Source organism: Lacibacter sp., from assembly GCF_057361365.1.
Genome location: NZ_JBMQSG010000015.1, coordinates 38,983 through 57,902 on the forward strand (window position 1 = coordinate 38,983; position 18,920 = coordinate 57,902).

At 40.9% G+C, this 18,920-nt stretch carries 16 protein-coding genes; 10 read left to right on the forward strand and 6 right to left on the reverse strand.

The window, feature by feature from the left end; all coding sequences use genetic code 11:
* Window positions 1-277: 277 nt before the first annotated feature.
* From ACO1QW_RS13945 to ACO1QW_RS13960, 4 genes are all read left to right on the forward strand, one after another.
* Complete coding sequence (locus ACO1QW_RS13945; protein WP_486259503.1) at window positions 278-850, forward strand: porin family protein; 573 nt, start codon at window positions 278-280, stop codon at window positions 848-850.
* Between the two features lie 270 nt (window positions 851-1,120).
* Window positions 1,121-1,630 (forward strand): bifunctional pyr operon transcriptional regulator/uracil phosphoribosyltransferase PyrR, encoded by a 510-nt coding sequence (gene pyrR, locus ACO1QW_RS13950; RefSeq protein ID WP_486259505.1) that lies wholly within the window; start codon window positions 1,121-1,123, stop codon window positions 1,628-1,630.
* Window positions 1,631-1,723: 93 nt separating this feature from the next.
* Window positions 1,724-2,656 (forward strand): aspartate carbamoyltransferase catalytic subunit, encoded by a 933-nt coding sequence (locus tag ACO1QW_RS13955; protein ID WP_486259507.1) that lies wholly within the window; start codon window positions 1,724-1,726, stop codon window positions 2,654-2,656.
* Window positions 2,657-2,660: 4 nt separating this feature from the next.
* Window positions 2,661-2,993 (forward strand): DMT family protein, encoded by a 333-nt coding sequence (locus ACO1QW_RS13960; protein ID WP_486259509.1) that lies wholly within the window; start codon window positions 2,661-2,663, stop codon window positions 2,991-2,993.
* A gap of 8 nt (window positions 2,994-3,001) precedes the next feature.
* On the opposite strand, the gene ACO1QW_RS13965 is transcribed toward ACO1QW_RS13960, so the two are convergent.
* Window positions 3,002-3,412: a hypothetical protein gene (locus ACO1QW_RS13965; protein ID WP_486259511.1), complete on the reverse strand. Its 411-nt coding sequence runs from the start codon at window positions 3,410-3,412 to the stop codon at window positions 3,002-3,004.
* A gap of 277 nt (window positions 3,413-3,689) precedes the next feature.
* Window positions 3,690-4,688, reverse strand: a complete 999-nt coding sequence (locus ACO1QW_RS13970; RefSeq protein WP_486259512.1) for a WD40/YVTN/BNR-like repeat-containing protein — start codon at window positions 4,686-4,688, stop codon at window positions 3,690-3,692.
* Window positions 4,689-5,059: 371 nt separating this feature from the next.
* On the opposite strand from ACO1QW_RS13970, the gene hutH reads away from it, so the two are divergent.
* The 3 genes from hutH to hutU all read left to right on the forward strand — a co-directional run bounded on the left by hutH (window position 5,060) and on the right by hutU (window position 9,291).
* Window positions 5,060-6,568, forward strand: a complete 1,509-nt coding sequence (gene hutH, locus ACO1QW_RS13975; RefSeq protein WP_486259514.1) for a histidine ammonia-lyase — start codon at window positions 5,060-5,062, stop codon at window positions 6,566-6,568.
* Window positions 6,565-7,473, forward strand: a complete 909-nt coding sequence (locus tag ACO1QW_RS13980; protein WP_486259516.1) for a hypothetical protein — start codon at window positions 6,565-6,567, stop codon at window positions 7,471-7,473. The genes hutH and ACO1QW_RS13980 overlap by 4 nt, the downstream gene beginning before the upstream one ends.
* 111 nt (window positions 7,474-7,584) lie before the next feature.
* Complete coding sequence (gene hutU, locus ACO1QW_RS13985) at window positions 7,585-9,291, forward strand: urocanate hydratase (protein WP_486259518.1); 1,707 nt, start codon at window positions 7,585-7,587, stop codon at window positions 9,289-9,291.
* Window positions 9,292-9,835: 544 nt separating this feature from the next.
* Here the strand turns inward: hutU and ACO1QW_RS13990 are convergent.
* Window positions 9,836-11,158, reverse strand: coding sequence for a phospholipase effector Tle1 domain-containing protein (locus ACO1QW_RS13990; RefSeq protein WP_486259520.1), 1,323 nt, complete (start codon window positions 11,156-11,158; stop codon window positions 9,836-9,838).
* 212 nt (window positions 11,159-11,370) lie between these two features.
* Here ACO1QW_RS13990 and ACO1QW_RS13995 point away from each other — a divergent pair, with 212 nt between their 5' ends.
* Window positions 11,371-12,141, forward strand: coding sequence for a hypothetical protein (locus ACO1QW_RS13995; RefSeq protein WP_486259522.1), 771 nt, complete (start codon window positions 11,371-11,373; stop codon window positions 12,139-12,141).
* A gap of 127 nt (window positions 12,142-12,268) precedes the next feature.
* Here ACO1QW_RS13995 and ACO1QW_RS14000 read toward each other — a convergent pair whose 3' ends face one another.
* From ACO1QW_RS14000 to ACO1QW_RS14010, 3 genes are all read right to left on the reverse strand, one after another.
* Window positions 12,269-12,655, reverse strand: coding sequence for a hypothetical protein (locus tag ACO1QW_RS14000; RefSeq protein WP_486259524.1), 387 nt, complete (start codon window positions 12,653-12,655; stop codon window positions 12,269-12,271).
* 97 nt (window positions 12,656-12,752) lie between these two features.
* Window positions 12,753-14,543, reverse strand: coding sequence for an MEDS domain-containing protein (locus ACO1QW_RS14005; RefSeq protein ID WP_486259526.1), 1,791 nt, complete (start codon window positions 14,541-14,543; stop codon window positions 12,753-12,755).
* A gap of 313 nt (window positions 14,544-14,856) precedes the next feature.
* A complete protein-coding gene (locus tag ACO1QW_RS14010) occupies window positions 14,857-15,612 on the reverse strand; it encodes a DUF459 domain-containing protein (RefSeq protein WP_486259528.1) in 756 nt (251 codons plus the stop codon).
* Between the two features lie 325 nt (window positions 15,613-15,937).
* On the opposite strand from ACO1QW_RS14010, the gene ACO1QW_RS14015 reads away from it, so the two are divergent.
* Entirely contained in the window at window positions 15,938-16,636 is a 699-nt protein-coding gene (locus ACO1QW_RS14015) for a hypothetical protein (RefSeq protein ID WP_486259530.1), read from the forward strand.
* A 422-nt stretch (window positions 16,637-17,058) separates the two neighbouring features.
* Entirely contained in the window at window positions 17,059-18,897 is a 1,839-nt protein-coding gene (locus tag ACO1QW_RS14020) for a C1 family peptidase (protein WP_486259531.1), read from the forward strand.
* Window positions 18,898-18,920 lie beyond the last annotated feature (23 nt).

Below are 18,920 nucleotides of genomic sequence, written 5' to 3' on the forward strand. Positions count from 1 at the left end.
ATTAAAACTTCAATCTTCCAGAAAAAAATCGGGAGTCAGAGTAATAAAGTTTAAAAGCTAAATCATTTGTGGATAAGCCGTTACGGAAGGTTTCTCATTGCTGAATTGTTGTTTGGCACGGTTTTTTGAAAGTTAGGTTTGTCCCGTGCACGGAACATGTAAACTAAAATCAATTTCAGTGAGATGCGTTAACACATCTACTCTAGAAGTAGAAATAATTGGTTAACGACCTGTCGCTACGATGGGTAACATCTGGCAAAACTTAAAAAATACACAGATGAAACTATTATTTATTTCAGGAGCATTATTATTAGCTGGCTTTGCACATGCACAGCATCACAGTAACGTACATTTTGGATTGAAAGGCGGTTTAAATATTTCAAATCTTAAAAGTTCTCCCGATCAAAACCTGGAATCGAAGGCAGGATTTAATGCGGGTGGTCTGGCTCATATTCACTTGAGTAAATCATGGGCATTGCAACCAGAGATCATGTATTCTGCACAAGGTGCACAGAAGGACGATATGAAGTGGCGGCTTAATTATGTAAACGTACCTCTGCAGTTACAATACATGTTCGATAAAGGTTTCAGAATTCAAACAGGGCCACAGCTTGGCATTTTGGCAACAGCCACAACAAAGCAAGGAGATACTAAAGTTGATGTTAAAGAGGCATTTAAAACAGCCGAATTTGGTTGGACAATCGGTGCCAGCTACGTAGGTGAATCAGGATTGGGTATTGATGGACGCTATAATTATGGGATAACCCGTATTAATGAAAACGATGGAACAGATCTATATAACAGAGGTTTCCAGGTGGGTTTATTTTATGTATTCAAACATAAGTATTAAGAACGACCCATGAAGAACGAAGAGCTGTATGCACTTGTGCATGCAGCTTATTTTTTGTCAATAGGTTCCCTCAAGTTAGAATAAAGAGGAATTAACAGCTGACTGTTACCGTTAGCATTGATGTTACAATGGATGTTCGCTCCGAAAACCTGCAGCAGAATAAGTGCTCAACATCTCCTATCCAAAGTAAACTTGCAACTGTTCAATAAATGCAGGGAACCAAATTGAAGTTTTTACTCCGAAGTGTTTATTTTTATCAAAATTTCGGCAGTGAAGACAATCTTATCAAACGAACAGTTACAACTCACTATACAACGCCTCGGTCACCAGTTGATCGAGAACCATTATCCCTTTACAGACACAGTGATCGTTGGGTTACAGCCAAGGGGAATCTTCCTTGCCGATAAAATTGTGGAAGCTGTTCAACAAAATTATCCCAATATAAAATTGCCATACGGCAAACTTGATATCACGTTTTATCGTGATGATGTACACAAAGAACTGCATGTGGCTAACCAAACCACCATCAACTTCAACATCGAAAATAAAAAGGTGATCCTGATCGATGATGTGCTTTACACCGGCCGCACCATTCGTGCAGCTATGGATGCGTTGGTGGATTTTGGCCGGCCTGCAAAGGTGGAGTTACTTGTGTTGGTCGACCGCCGCTTTAACCGACAGTTGCCCATTCAGCCCGATTATTCAGGTAAAGCAATTGATTCCATCCTTAGCCAAAAAGTAACGGTCGATTGGCAGAAGCCGGAAGTTGTTTTGCACTAAGCGAAGTTTGATAGGAATTACATCCTGGAATTGTTTGGCATTTTGCCTCTTGGCAATTGCCCGTTTTAGTTTTTCCCTTAGCTTTGCTTTTTAATGCAACTATCTACTCGTCATCTGCTCGGCATTAAAGATCTCACGGCACAGGATATTCAACTTATCCTTGATACAGCCGCTCAATTCAAAGAAGTTTTACAGAGGCCTATTAAAAAAGTACCATCACTGCGTGATGTAACGATCGTAAACCTGTTTTACGAAAACTCAACACGCACACGTATTTCTTTTGAACTGGCGGAGAAAAGATTAAGTGCCGATACCATCAACTTCACAGCTTCCGGTTCATCTGCTGCAAAAGGCGAAACACTGCTTGACACGGTGAATAATATACTGAGCATGAAAGTTGACCTGGTGGTGATGCGACACAGCGCAAGTGGTGCACCGCATTTTTTGGCGAAGCATATTCCTGCCGCCATTGTAAATGCAGGTGATGGAATTAACGAACATCCCACGCAGGCCTTGCTCGATGCATTTTCAATTCGTGAACAGTTAGGAACATTGGAAGGAAAGAAGATTGCGATCCTCGGCGATATCATGCATAGTCGTGTGGCATTGAGTAATATTTATTTGCTGAAGAAGATGGGAGCTGAAGTAACAGTAGCTGGTCCGCCTACCTTGATTCCAAAATATCTCCAGCAATCGTTTGGTGTAAACGTATCGTACAACATAGAAGAAACATTAAGATGGTGCGATGTAGCGAATGTACTGCGCATACAACTTGAACGACAAAATCAACCTTTGTTCTCTTCGTTGAGAGAATATAACCTGGCTTACGGCATTAACAGGAAACTTCTAGACTCTTTGCAAAAAGAAATCATCATTATGCATCCCGGTCCTATCAATCGTGGTGTGGAGCTGGACAGTGATGTAGCCGATAGTAAACAATCCATTATTTTACAACAGGTGGAAAATGGAGTAGCAGTGCGTATGGCTGCATTGTATTTGCTTGCAGGAAAACGTTCAGAAAATTAAACCAATGGTTCGTGTTATTATACTCCTCATATTCTCCAACATCTTTATGACGTTTGCTTGGTACGGTCATTTAAAGCAAATGAATGTGCCTATCTGGAAAGCTGTATTGGTTAGCTGGGGCATTGCACTAATTGAATATTGTTTAATGGTGCCTGCCAACCGCATCGGTTACCAGAATGGCGTAAATGCTTTTCAGTTAAAGATGGCGCAGGAGATCATTACACTCGGCGTGTTTACTGTGTTTGCAGTAGTTTATTTAAAAGAACCCTTTCATTGGAAGTACGCCGTCAGTTTTCTTTTCCTGTTAGGCGCAGTTTATTTCATGTTTAAAAAATAAACGTCCTGTTAACCCTTTAGTTCGTCAAATCCATCTTCGTATTCTTCTATCAGGTCGTCGTCTGAATCATTTTTGCTGTATTGATTTACATCATGAAGTGTAAATGCATCCATGCCTGTTGTTTGATGCCATTGACCTTGTTCTTTATGCAGCACCTGTACCGGCAATGCAAAACGACGTTGAAATTCAAATTCAAGATCAGCAACTTTTTCTGATGGCAGAATGTTGATGACGCCATCGATATGAATGTCTTTGATCTCTTTCAGCATCTTATCATCAGGCAATACATCACATTCGTTTGATGATTCGTATAAAAGATGCGGCTTTGAAAAAAACTCAATCTTCAGGTAAGGATAGTGATCTGAAAAAATGTTTTTTATTTCTTTAAGCGTGATATTGTCGTGTAACTGAATATGCATAGGTTTTGTTTTATAAGTGAAGGTAGAAGCCCTTTTTTCAAAACCAAATGTCAGCCATCAAAAAAGGCGATGATTGTGATCATAAAATTCTTTTGATAACAAAGCTGATTGAATATAATAAGCAACGTCTGATAAAAGTTGCTGATGAAACTACAATTGCAATTCATTACAGTAGTAATAGAGTGTAATCAAGGCGAATGCCGAAAACCAGGCTGTATATTGGTTTTCGGGGTCCTTTTTGGTTACTTTTTAAACAAGCAAAAAGTAACAGAAATCGTCACCAAACTAATTTCGCAATTCTTCCCTTACCACCAGCTAAATAAACAGCTTTCCCTTTCTTTGCCTTACGCACTACATGAAAACCAGTTGCTGAAATGTTGCGCCAGTTCATACCGCCATCATCACTTACATCAACACCGGTAATACCGCAAGTGATAAGTTTTGATTTGGATAAATATTCCACACAACTACGATAACCAAACGGCGGAGTAGTGGGAGTGCTAAATGTTTTTCCTGCATTCTTTGTCAATACACAATTCTTTTCAGTAGATGTTGCATTATTAAAATCGCCACCCACTATAATAAATGTTTTTTTATCCCATACTGCAAGCGAGTTAGCACCAGTTGTTTCTTTACCCTGGATAATGGGCAATACAATTTTTTCATTACGAATAAACAGTCGGGAATAAGTACCACCGGTAATAAACAAGAGTTCATTTTTTCCTGCAGAGCGGATATTGGTACCACTGCTGGCAAACATCGCTTCACCTTTTTCTACAGCAGGTGCCATCGCTTCGGGCATTGCACGCCATGTGTTTCCTGCATCAACCGTTACTGCCATAAATATTTTTCCATTGATGGGATCGCCGATGACCATACCACTTTCTTTACTGAAAAATTCCATCGCATCTAAAAACATACCTGCACGTTTATCCTGGAAAACGATCTTCCATGTTTTACCGCCGTCAATTGTTTTAAGGATCACAGCAGGCGTATCAATACCCATAATGATTGCAGTATTTGCATCAAACGCTTCTATATCTCTAAAATCAGTTTTTGCAAAGCCATCTATTTTTGTCCATTTAAACGAAGCGCCACCATCAATTGAACGACCAACCATTCCATTTGCACCACTCACCCAAACAATATTATCATTCACCACACTCAACCCACGAATGGAAGTTGTCTTTGCACTGTCAAGCAATTGAATGGTTTGTGCAGAAGATTGAACACTGCACACAGCAAGCAATAAAAAGGATGCAAATAAATATTTCATGATTTCAAATGTAATTAATGCCAAAACTAAAAGCGCAACAAAGTTTTACATAAATCATGCCTATAAAAACATTTACTGTTACACATAGGATGTTGATGTAATTTCCACAGTAATTCACCACAGTAGTACCCAAGCTTAATCAAGGCTTTCGACGGAACATGGGGGTAATATGTTCCGTCTTGACTTTTTGGTTCTTTTGTGTCAAGACAAAAGAACAGAAAGAGCTGCGGTGCAACCGCCGTCAGAGTGCATGAGCTTCATTGTGTCTGAAACGAGGAGGCCGTACCTCTAACCTTGTATCCCTTACTTCCCACTAACACCAGTTCGCATTCTCTCCATAATTTCCTACTTTCGCCCCGATTGCAATAACTATGACCGAATACAACTATCTCCCCCTCGACGAACAGCAACTCACCTTCGATGAAGTGAAGAATTATCTGCAGTTCAAACAGTTTGTCTCCATTACATTTCGTGCACACCACAAGATCGAAAAGTGCAGACAATACCTCGATCAAAAAGTAGCGGAAAGCGATACGCCCTTTTACGGCATCAACACCGGTTTTGGTTTTCTACAAAACGTGATCATTGCCGATGATCAGTTGGAGCAACTGCAGAATAATTTATTGATGAGTCATGCATGTGGCATGGGCGAAGAAGTGCCCGAAGAAATTGTAAAGCTCATGCTGGCGTTGAAAATAAAATCGCTCAGCTATGGTTACAGCGCCGTGCAGGTTGATACAGTGAAACGGTTAATGGACATGCACAACAACAATGTACTGCCCGTTATTTATCAGCAGGGATCATTAGGTGCAAGTGGCGATCTGGCTCCGCTCAGTCATTTGAGTTTGCCATTGATCGGGATGGGAGAAGTGAAGTATGAGGGTTCAACACACAAGGCGCAAGATGTACTCAATAAATTAGGATGGAACCCCATTCACTTAAAAAGCAAAGAAGGATTGGCACTCATCAATGGTACACAATTCATGAGTGCTTATGGTTTATATTGCTTGGTGCAGGCCGATCGTTTATTGCAATGGGCCGATCTTATTGCCGCCATTTCGTTTGATGCATTTGATTGTATCGATCAACCCTTTCATGAAAAGATACAAGCCATCCGTCCGTATAGTGGACAAATACACACTGCTCAACAGTTAAGAAGCATACTTAGCGGAAGTGAAATTGGTGAGCAGAAAAAACAACAGGTACAGGATCCTTATAGTTTCCGTTGTATACCACAAGTGCATGGTGCAAGTAAAGATGCATTGGCGCATGTAAAGAATGTATTCTTAACCGAGATCAATTCAGTAACGGATAACCCGAATGTATTTCCAGATGAAGACCTCATTGTAAGTGGTGGTAATTTTCACGGTCAGCCGTTGGCGTTAGCACTGGATTATTTTTCAATAGCGATGAGTGAACTCGCCAACATCAGCGAACGCCGCACCTATCAGCTCATCAGCGGACAACGTAACTTGCCGATGTTCTTAGTAAAAGAAGCCGGACTCAACAGTGGCTTTATGATTCCGCAGTACACCGCCGCAGGCATTGTGAGTGAAAACAAACAACTCTGCACGCCTGCAAGTGTTGATAGTATTTCATCGAGTAATAACCAGGAAGATCATGTAAGCATGGGCGCCAATGCAGCCACGAAAGCTTATCGTGTAATGAAGAATGTGGAGAAAGTATTAGCTATCGAATTACTCAGCGCTGCACAGGCATTGGATTTCCGTCGTCCGTTAAAAAGCTCAGCGAAAGTAGAAGAGGTAATGACTGCCTTCCGTCAGCAAGTAAGCTTTGTTGATAAAGATAGGGTGTTGCATGATGATATGTTAATGGCAACAAACTTTTTAAAAGAGTATCAATTAGAAAATCGGCAATGAAATTAATATTAGTACTTGTTCTTCTGTTGCTACTTGGATTCACTTGTCAAAAGAATGATTATGTGAATAAACACAAATGGCAAATTTTAGGCGAGCATAAACGATCTGATTTTATAAAAGGCAAACCTGTTTTTGTTAAAGAGATTTTGCAGTTTACAATTGAAAATGACGTTCGTAGTAAACTACTAGTACAGAACAGTTATGATGAATATCACTTTAGTTCCGCTGGTGATATTACTCATAAACGAACATTTATTACAGATGACTTTTTTTCTAACACCAACTTTAGTTACGATAACAATGGAATGAGTTACTTTCTAATTCTTACGTCCGGTGATAAAGAAAAGCCCAAATATGATACCCTTATTTCAACATCAAGACTTTTGTCAAATGGGAAGTTTAAGCGTATTAATCATAGAAAAGAAGAAATAACAGCGATATTGGAATCTTACCTCAATGGAGGAGGTTTATTAGTAGAAGAGTATTTAAAAGATACAACGGATAATTCTGATGTATTGTTGACATCCAGAAAATATTATAGTAGCGATAAGCTCACAAAAGCAGAGCTTTTACATAAAGATGGTTCAATTAGTACTGAACAGTATTACTATTCGGATAAAGGGCTTCTTGACAGCGTTGTAAGAGTTACAGAAAGGTGGGGATTGAAGAATAGAGATAAACGAGTTTACCAATACAATGAGCAGGGAGATTATAATTTCTTTGCAGAGATTTCTGGCGTTGGTGATACTACAGCTTTAGCAACAGTAAAATATGTATACGATAACAAGGGTAATTGGATTCGGAAATTAGTTGATGAGGAAGGATGGTATGATGGAAAACCTGTTGTAAATAAGATGTTGGAAAAGAACTATTGTCTTTTAAGTAGGGAAATAAAATATCAATGACAAATTGATCAATTCTTTAGATCGGTGTAATTCGATGCAAAAAAATCGGTGTTTATCTGTGTAATCTGTGAGCAATAAAAATCTTCATTCATCTCTTCAATCCTATAAATCATGGTTCAGACAAAATACGACGCCATCAAGTATAAAACACCAACAGGCAGCACACTCACCTGCAAAGGCTGGATCCAGGAAGCCGCATTAAGAATGCTCCTCAACAATCTCAACCCCGATGTTGCAGAACGCCCCGACGATCTCATCGTCTATGGAGGTCGTGGAAAAGCAGCACGCAATTTCGAAGCACTCGATAATATCATTGCTGCGTTGAAAGTATTGGAGAATGATGAATCACTACTCATCCAAAGCGGTAAACCCGTCGGCATATTAAAAACACACACAGATGCACCACGGGTACTCATCAGTAATAGTCAGCTTGTACCCAACTGGGCCAACTGGAAACACTTTGAAGAGCTCGAGAAAAAAGGATTGATGATGTACGGACAAATGACCGCCGGCTCCTGGATCTACATCGGCTCACAAGGCATTGTGCAAGGCACTTATGAAACCTATGCCGCCATTGCCGATAAACATTTCGGCGGCACACTCAAAGGAACACTCAACGTTACTGCCGGACTCGGCGGCATGGGTGGCGCACAGCCTTTAGCAATAACGATGAACGAAGGTGTTGCGTTAATAGCAGAAGTAGAAGAGTGGCGCATCGACAAACGCATCGAAACAAAATATCTCGACGAAAAATATACCAGCATCGACGAAGCCATTAATGCGGCTGTGCATTACCGTAAGGAAGGTATTGCCCGTAGCATTGGTGTGGTATGCAATGCCATTCATCTGCTCGATCATTTGATCTCACGTGATATTATTCCCGATACACTCACCGATCAAACCAGTGCACATGATCCGCTCATTGGATATGTACCGCACACACTCAGCAATGAGCAAGCCAACGAGCTCCGTGAAAAAGATCCCGACCATTACCTGCAACTCAGTTACGAAAGCATGTACCTGCATATACGTTTGATGTTACAGTTACGGGATCAGGGTGCCATTACATTCGATTACGGTAATAACATACGTGCACGTGCCTTAGAGCATGAAGCAAATAACAGCGGAGTGCTCAAAGCTCTCCCTTTAGGGAGCGGGGAGGGGCTTTTCCCCGGCTTCGTTCCCGCCTACATCCGACCCCTCTTCTGCGAAGGCAAAGGCCCTTTCCGTTGGGCAGCACTCAGTGGCGATGCTAATGATATTGCCGTAACCGACGAACTCATCATGAACATGTTTCCCGAAAATAAAGGCATGATCCGCTGGATGCAAATGGCCAAAGAAAAAATTGCCTTCCAGGGATTACCTGCACGCATCTGCTGGCTCGGGCAAGGCGAACGGGAGAAAGCAGGACTTGCCTTTAACGAACTCGTACGCACCGGCAAAGTAAAAGCGCCCATTGTCATTGGTCGTGATCATTTAGATACCGGCAGTGTGGCCAGCCCCAACCGTGAAACCGAAGCCATGCTCGATGGCAGCGATGCTGTTGCCGATTGGCCCATCCTCAACGCACTCGTAAACACTGCAGGTGGCGCCAGTTGGGTAAGCCTGCATCATGGTGGTGGAGTAGGTATGGGTTACAGTATTCATGCAGGTATGGTCATTGTTGCCGATGGTACTGATGATGCAGAGCAACGCCTCAAACGTGTACTCCGCAACGATCCCGGAATGGGAGTGATACGACATGCGGACGCCGGTTACGATATTGCGAAGGAAACATTACAAGAAAACGATCTTGATTTTAAAGAGCGGTTGAAGTAATATTCAACTGCTCAATCTTCTTGTCATTCCGACTTGTCCAGCACAAAGCGGGAGGCACGAGGAATTTGCCCAACATCGCTGTCATCCCGACGCAGGAGGGATCTGCTCAACCCCTGTACAACCGCCCAACAGATTTCTCCTTTCGTCGAAATGACAATTCTGTTTAACTGCAAAGCCAAATACATTTTTTGTAGCATGGGCAAGTGCTGCTATTAAGCTTTACTTGCGTCGCACTCTTTTACGTTTTGTAATTCTATTCAGGAGAATGCTCTGCCGCCATTTGTCTGTTCATGAACTACTCAACATGCCGCACATAGGATGATTGTGTAACTACAAAGCACTTCACCACAGTAGCACAAAAATTTAATCAGGGAACAATCCGATTTCGGGCCGTCATGCGAAATCGGGGTCTTTTTTGTTTCTTTTTGGACAAGCAAAAAAGAAAAGAAAAAACATTTTGGTAAAAGCGTCTTCACTATGCTGTTAAACCTGTCGTGACGACTCAAACCGAGGCATTAAGAAACACATTGTTTCCCTCAAATAATCAAAACCCCGTCGCCACTTTATCCTTCACTATTTGAATACAGGGGCAATCACTGTCCTTACGAAAACGAATACGTTCTGTTCTATGAACGTTATCTTTTTTAAAACAATGTTTAAACGGTTCCCACTCGTACCAATCAGCTCTTGCTGTGCCATCTTTTCTACGCTTAAATTTAAATGTCTGTACAGTACCTGAATCTAAGCGGTCAACGACCGATTGATGCAACATAATGCGATGACTATTCCAGGCAGGGTTCATCGCCTGCCAATATTTATCAATAGCCCTTAACGTATCGCCGGGAGAAGTTCTTCGCAGGTGCCATTTCCTGCGCATATCGTTCACCGTTCCATAAATGTTCGTAGTAATGATCGTATCCCTGAAAAGATGATAAGGCTTTAACGCCGACAACATCCACTTCAACGAAATTCCACTCAGCTGATCTTTTTTCTTATTTCTGATGCCTCCGCCCACATCTTTATGACTTCCGTTAAACCAGACTTCTTCCACAATGGAATCCATGTGCTGTGTGGGCCCAAGTTCTACTTCTTTATGCGTAAACAGCAGGGGTGTGTAATTAAAGGCACGGTTATCGTCGAGTGCTACAGCGTGATAAACTTTCTTTACATTATAAAGTTGGTTCAGGTGATGCGGAACAGGCGTACCCGTTTCAAATTCGTCGTTGATGCTGAATGCTTCCACTGTATCCCAAAGACCCATCACTTCTATCATTGTTACCGACGTGGTATCATAAGCCACTGTTTCACCCGGATGCTTCGCTATCCAGTTGTTAATATAAGTGGCCAGCGTTTTTTTCTTTTGTAAAGCCGGTGTTGAAACATACAGGTCGTATAATGCTAACAACAGGGTTTGTTTTTCTTGTTCCTGTTTTACATGTTCCAGGTCAATGATTCCAATGGTATATATGATACCTGAAAGTATGCGGCATTGGTTGGCACCCCTGCTGAAACCAAATAAGCAAATAGAATCGCCTTGGCTGTAATTGCTGGTCAGGAAACGGTAAGCCCGCATCACCCGTTCATTTGTTGTGCGGGCATAGATGCCGTCTTTCACACGGTAGCCTGCTCCCACACCTTCAATGTAAAGTTTCTTGCTATTGTTGTCGGCTAAAAAATAAGATTTTAAAAGATTGGTGTTTCGCCTTGCTTCTTCATGTAGTTTCTCTCTTGAGCCATCCATAAAAATGCTGATCATTTGCGCACGGCTCTTTGGTTGAGCATGCGTATAGTCAGCGGGCAACGATCGTATACCACGGCATGCCAACAGCACTAACATACTTACGAGCAAGCAACATATTCTGAACATAGAGAAGAGTTTGATTCCACAAGCTAAGGAACCTGCATCATGCAACTTAATTTTACAATACTGATGCCAGCTTTGGATAGTGCGCAATTGTTTACCAATGCTAATTCCCGGGGTCAGCTAAGGCCAGACCCGGGGCTGAGGAAGCTGAAGAAACCGCAAATGCAAATAACATAAACATAATTGATAGATTTAATAAATAAATTAAACTTATTATGATTGAAGAAAGTAAGTTATCTGGAGAACTGGCAACCTATAACCTTTGGAGTTTTTGGCAGGCGCTGGGAGAAGCAAATCAGCAAAAAATTATTCAATATTTCAAAGCGAATCCAACTATGTGGGATTACAACGCCTTGTTTGAAGGCCCGGGTTACACATCACATAATCATGGCCCTATTAACTGCCTAACTCTGCTTCTTGTAATTAAAGACTTAGATATTACGGACAATTTTTTTGAGCAGTTTTTGAAGTACAATAAAGAAAATTATAGTCAAAATTCTGATTGGGGAAAAAACTGGAATTATGAAAAGAATAGAAAAATCAAATTGTATGAAAATTTAATGGAGAAACGAACTAGTGAAGTCGATATTCTGGAGTTGAAAGAAAGCCAGCATTATTATGCTTCCATTGGTATTGAAGATATTTATTGGGCGGACACCCATTATTTTATCATGGAATACTCAAAAATTGTTTATCAGAAATTCCTAAATAATGAATGTTCAATTGAACGGTTTTACAATGCGTATTTGTTGATTTTTAATGGAAGAGAAGCTGTTTACTCTTCTTTAGAAAAGCAGTCGCTTTCTGGAGTGCAATGTCATGTTTTTGAGCAGTATTTAATTTATTTGGAAAAGGCCAAGGAGTATAATAAATGTATTGAGGTTATTAAAACTCTAAAGAATTCGGGTTTTACTAATGATTTTAATAAGAGACTTGTACGGGTAGAAAACAAACTGCATAAATTATCGAAAGGCAATAAAAATTAAAGATCACCTTTTGCCTCTGTACGATTGCTATTTTGCCTGTCCGGAGTCTCACGTAGTTGACCCCGGGATTCAATAACTCCACTACAAATGGTTCGCCCAACATCATATCCTCTTATTCAAAGTATATTTATACAAAATCGCCATTATGAAATTTCTCCTGTTTCTGTTTGCACTCATCCTTTCCGCCGCCTGTTCCACCAAGTACGCCATCCGTAACATCGCCTGAAATTCCCCTGTTACGGATATGAGCAATGCCGAACCGGCTGCTCCAGTCTTTTCCGCCTTCTGTAATACTGTTACCGATAAATACAATTTCATTAAACGTCAAGGGTTCCTTTGCAAACTCTGTGATTCGTTTTGGATAATAATTTTTTGTCCAGTTATTGTGATAGGAAGATGTGTTTTCCTTCTTCGGAAATAATCGCTTCATTTTCCGGGCCGAAGGTTGTGCTGATTGTGCAAAAATGCTGATGCTGAAGAGGAGGAAAAATAAACCTGTACACGCTTTTTTCATAATGTAAAATGCTGTTGTCTAAAAAGAATGAAACGTTAAACTGAAAACGAAATCACCAATTTACAATTTATTTTATGCTTGCTCCAGTCAGCAAAAATCAGGTAAGCCTCAATACAACAGATAACGCAAAGCCCTGTCCCGGTGAAGAACGGATCGTAACCTCCCCGTTAAAAAGAGAAGCCCTTGCTTTGATATTCATCAGCCCGATACCTGTTGCTTTTTTTGACATGTCGAAGCCTATGCCATTATCCTGTATCGTTAATGTTAGTTTCTCATGATCCTGCACAATGTTCAACGATACTGCAGATGCTTTTGCGTATTTCAGAATATTGCTGAACTGCTCCTGTATAATGCGATACACAGTGAGCCTTAGCTTTTCAGACAGCACCGTCTCATCGAGCCCGGCAGTTTCCAGATTAATTTTTATGTCGCTGGTACTTGTTATGTTGTAAATAACTTTTTCGATGGCCTCCTTCAAAGTCGTTTTCTCCATAAACGGAGTGATCATGGAGTGAGATAAATCCCTGATCTCATTAATAGCAGACAAAATCAATTGATCTGTTTGTTGCTGGTATAAAGAAGCTGGTTCCGAACTGTTCTCTTTATTGACCATTGAAAGAAAGAGGCGGGCACTGGCCAGTATCTGTTGAATATTATCGTGCAGTTCACGGCCTATTTCCTGGCGTTCGTTTTCTTCAGCAGTTATAACAGCATCAGTGATCTGCAGTTGCCGTTCCATTCTTTCCTGTTCGAGCTGAATTTCTAACTGCTTTCGTTCTGTGATATCTGTACATGCAAGCACAAGACCAAATATCTCTTTCTCTTCATTGGGGATAGGAAAAAGTCTTATATCATACCAGAAGAACAATTTGTTTTCAAGATCATACCTCGTTTCAAATCTTACTTGTTCTCCTCTTACTGCTCTATGCACCCTGTCTGCAAGAAGCACTTTCCTGTCGGCTGTAAGAAAATCTTGAATATTGTCTCCTGTTTTCAGATCCCAGGAAAATACCTTTCTCACATAGTCAGATGCCCGTTGGTTAAAAAGAAGAATGGTCAAGTCAGGTTCAAGTAATAAGTAAGCTGTATCAGTTGCGTCAAATACTGTGCGGAGCCGGGCTTCGGTTCGTAGCAGCACATCACGGGTTCGTTTGTGCTGTTCTATTTCCTGTATCAATTTTGTATTGATCAGTGAAAGTTCCTTCGTACGTTCTGTTACTTTTTCTTCCAGTTCTTTTTTATCGCTTGCCAGTTGCGATTTTGTTTTTTTGATTGCCGGCACTTCTACAATTTCCCAATTGCCTTTTCTTTTCGACAGGGCTATCTCGTGTACCTGCGATACATCAAATACTGCCTGTGCATCACATTTGTGAAGAGGATAGGTACAAAGAACAATCATGCGATGACCTTTGAGGCTGTTGTTCAAGCTTCGTTCATAGTCAATGAAATTTTTCCATAGATCCCGGTCGAGCCAGGCCTCGTTGCCGCTTACACGCATGCCGTCAAATCCTTTGTTCAATGATAGGTTCAGTTGTTCATACCAGCCATTGATTACAATATCCGGTACAAATGTTTGGTCTTTCAAATACCAGTCGGTGTGGGAAAGAATAATGATCTGCTGATTTTTTTGATAGTCATCAAAGTCGTGAATCTCATTTCGCAAAGCGTCGTAAGCATCATCCACCGATACAGGATCAGATGTTATCCAGAGACAAAATTCATTATTCAGTAATCCGGTCTTGAAATAGGGAACAAGTATTTGCAGCAGGTCTTGTTTCGATTCAAAAAAATTACAAAAATGTGAACCCCATGGTAGTTCTCCTAGAACTTCTATCCCTGAACTTCTAAGTTCAAGCTGATCGCCCTCATTTGCTGAATTGCTGGGCATGGGAGAGTATTTCTCTTAAATATACATTTTTTGTTTCTGAAAGACTGGCATTGTTTTGCAGAACACTTTCCCGGCAGCTATTGTACATTTTTCTATCAATGCTCAGCTTTTGTAATGGTAGATCCCCGGGTCCCCATCTGGCCCAAGTATAGTAAGGCTGTCGCAGGAATAAGCGCAGGTTTTGTGTATTGGCTTCTTCCCGTAAAGCGTGGCAAGTAGTGCCTGAATCACACACTGTTTAAATTTGTTGGTCAATTGTGGGTAAGGCTCTCATACCCTCGAAATGACAATACGTAATAGTCAGCACATCATTTCACAAACCTTCAATAATGGCTTTCTCAAATTGCACCCATCGCTCATAACCCTGGTCATTTAAATGAACGCCGTCCTTCGTTAGTTCCTGCATCAATTCGCCGGATGCGTCTGCAAAATGAGTGTACAGATCAATCACCTGGTAATAGCCTTTCGCCGTATTTTTTTTAATGAGTTCGTTTACCAAAATAATATCGTCTTTCAAAAAAGGCCTGTTGGTTGGTGGCAGTGTGCGCACATAGATTTTTGTAGTGGGCGATTTACGGTGAATTCGCTTTGCAATTTTCAAGATGTTTGTTGCAATATACTCGGCTGATGGAACAGTTTTATCATACACAAGCGCACGATTATCTTCAGTATGATGAAGACTGAACAGATCATTAATTCCAATTAAAATAAAAACAGCTTTTGGTTTGAAGTAAATAATTTCATCTAAACGTTTGAGTACGCCATCCGTAACATCGCCTGAAATTCCCCTGTTACGGATATGAGCAATTCCGAACCGGCTGCTCCAGTCTTTTCCGCCTTCTGTAATACTGTTACCGATAAATACAATTTCATTAAACGTCAATGGTTCCTTTGCAAACTCCCCGATTCGTTTTGGATAATAATTTTTTGTCCAGTTGTTGTGATAGGATGATGTGTTTTCCTTCTTCGGAAATAATCGCTTCATCTTCCGGGCCGAGGGTTGTGCTGATTGTGCAAAAATGCTGATGCTGAAGAGGAGGAAAAATAAACCTGTACACGCTTTTTTCATAATGTAAAATGCTGTTGTGTAAAAAGAAGTAAACTGAAAACGAAATCAACAATTTACAAATTATTTCTTGGCGTTGTTGGTCTTCCTTGCTCAATAATAATTCCATTACCCGCCGCCGTTGTTTGTACTGAGCGAAGTCGAATGTATCACCAACGGCTTATGCCTTGCAGCAACATAGAATTCTTCCTGTCAATTCATCACCCCAGTTTCAAATCAAACTTATCTGCAGATGCCAGCACGTCATCCATCTGTAAAGCTCCTGTTAAGATATTTTCTTAACAGTGATACAACCCACAACAGGCACAGATTCTGCGTCTATCTCAGCATGAAAAACATATTAATCTACCTCTTATTATTCATCGCTCCTGCGCTTACAAAAGCACAGAATTACGACCATACTTCAAGCGACTTCGCAACAGTTGAAGACGCAGCATCAATTGCTCAACAAATTGTTAAAGCCAGCGGCATGAAGATCAATTTTATGATCGCCGAAGGCAGGGTGCCTAATGCTGCAGCAGTGTTGGTGCGTGGACAGCGCTTCATTCTCTACAATCCAAATTTCATGAATGCACTTAACCGCAAAGCCGGTACCGATTGGGCTGCAGTAAGTGTGTTGGCACATGAAATTGGTCATCACTTATATGGAACCGGAACAGCCATGGCATCGGAAACAAAAGCTGATGAATTCTCCGGTTTTGTATTGGAGAGAATGGGTGCATCATTGGAAGAAGCACAGGCTGCATTGAACGTATTGCCAGCAGGCGCAAGTAGTGCCGCACATCCCATACCTGCCGACCGCATGGATTATGTTGCAGCTGGTTGGAATAAATCTGCTGCTGATGAACTAATGGCAAGGGATGAGCCGAAACAATCTCCAAAAGGTGAGCTGATCCGTTCGAACAGCCGCAATTACCCTTACATCTGGAAAGGCAGCGATGGTAATTTATTATACGTTCATACATCGGGTGCGTTGGTAGATGAAAATGGTAAAGTTGTAGGTAAGATCAGGATGAGGCAATCGTAAATGAAGAGAATTGTGTTCTTAGCGTAAGACGGTTAAATTTTAAAACAATTAAATTCAAAGTTATTAGAGATCCCTCGTTCCTCGGGATGACGTTCTATTGAACTATAGAACAAACTGCATCACCTAATCAACATGCACCACAAAGGATGATCGTGTAGCTACAAAAGCATTTCATCACAGTAGTACAAAAGCATATTCAAGGAACAATCCGATTTCGGGCCGTCATACGAAATCGGGGTCTTTTTTGTTTCTTTTTTGACAAGCAAAAAGAAAAGAAAAACATTTTGGTGATTGCTTTATCATCATGATATTGATAAAGTCGGCAGTAATTATTTTCTACAGTTTACAAAGAGTAACAAATGCCGTGTTTTCCACATTGCATTATTTCCTTTTAATTTCTACATTGTTCCAAAACACTGCAAATGAAAAACAGAAAGTACAATGTTGTTCCTGATAAAATTGATATCAGGGACAGAATGTATCAACCCGCTGTTACCACAGCTCCACGTAAAGAGTTTATTCAAAAAACAAAACTTCCTGTACTACATCAAAAAGAAACCAGTGCATGCACAGGCTTTGCATTGGCTACCATGGTGAATTATCTCGCAAGGAGAATTGATCCTGAAAATAACCAGGGCTTTGCTGCATCGCCGTTTATGCTGTATTCAATGGCTCGTCGTTACGATGAATTTCCGGGTTATGTAAAAGATGAAGGATCGAGTTTAAGAGGCGCCATCAAGGGCTGGCATAAGCATGGTGCATGTGAACAGCGTTTCTGGACATCGCTTGAAATGCCTAAACCTGATATCGTTTCTGCAGAAGGCGACTGGTGGCTTAATTCAGTAAACTATCCATTGGGAGCCTATTACAGGGTGGAGCCGAAAAGTATTGAAGACATGCATTGCGCCATCAACGACCTGGGCATTTTATATGCAAGTGCTGTTTGTCATGCCGGTTGGGATGCGTTAAAAAAATCAAACCATCATCCATACAAAGAAATTCCAAACACAAAAGTAAAAGAGAGCGATGGTGGTCATGCGTTTGTGATTATCGGGTATAATCAAACGGGTTTTATTATTCAGAATTCATGGGGCAAGGGTTGGGGCACCGATGGACTTGCTGTGTTAACTTATGAAGACTGGCGGGTAAACGCCATGGATTGTTGGGTTGCCCAGATGGGTGTTACCACTGATCTGCATCTTGCTATTGCTGGATCGGCCACATTGCGGCTCGATAAAAAAAACAAAGTCGCCATTGCTACTGATCCTATTCTAAAGAAAAGAGAACTCGATCCCTTTATCATCGACATGGAAAATAATGGGAGGTTGAGTAACTCGGGAGAATACCGCACTACTGAATTAGATATTGAAGCATTGGTAAATCAGCATGCAGGTATTGCAAGAGAACGATGGGGATTAAAGAACAAACCAATGGATGTTGCTATTTATGCGCATGGTGGTTTGGTGGGCGAAAAATCGGCAGCAGATAGTTACGCTGTTTGGTGTAAGAAATTATATGATGCGCAGATATTCCCCATTATGCTGATGTGGGAAACAGATATTTTCAGCACCGTCAAAAGTATGTTGGAAGATTTGTTGCTGGGAAAAGAAGAACGTGCAACGGGTGGCATTACCGACTGGATCGTAAATTGGAAAGACGAACGGCTTGAACGGCTGGTAGCACCTATTGGAAATAAAGTGTGGAAGGAGATGAAGGAAAATGCGAAAGCCATCAGCTATCAAAAGGATAGCGGTGGCCAGTTGTTGTATAAATATGCAACAGCACCCAAAAGCGAATTAAAAAGTCATGTAAACATTCATTTGATCGGGCACTCGGCCGGAAGTATTGTGCATAGTCATTTGGTGGAGAAACTGATCAGCCTTGGATGGTCATTTAAAACCGTTCAGTTTATGGCACCTGCAGTTACCAATGAATTATTCGATACCACAATTCTTAAAGCGGTGCAGAGTAAAAAAGTAAAAAATTATTACCAGTATCATTTGAGTGATGAAATAGAACTGAAAGATAATTGCTCCATTTATTCGAAGTCGCTCTTATATCTTGTTTCCAATTCATTTGAGCCAGGCAAAAAAACACCCATCCTTGGTATGCAGAAGTTTTTTGATAAAGACAGCAGGTATGGGTTGCCTAATATAAAATCGTATCATGGTCCTGGTGTGTACACAAAAAGTACTTCACATGGAGGCTTTGATAATGATATGGCTACCATAGAAACGATCATTAAGAATATCAAGAAGTAGGATTGTAAACGTTTTCGACATGT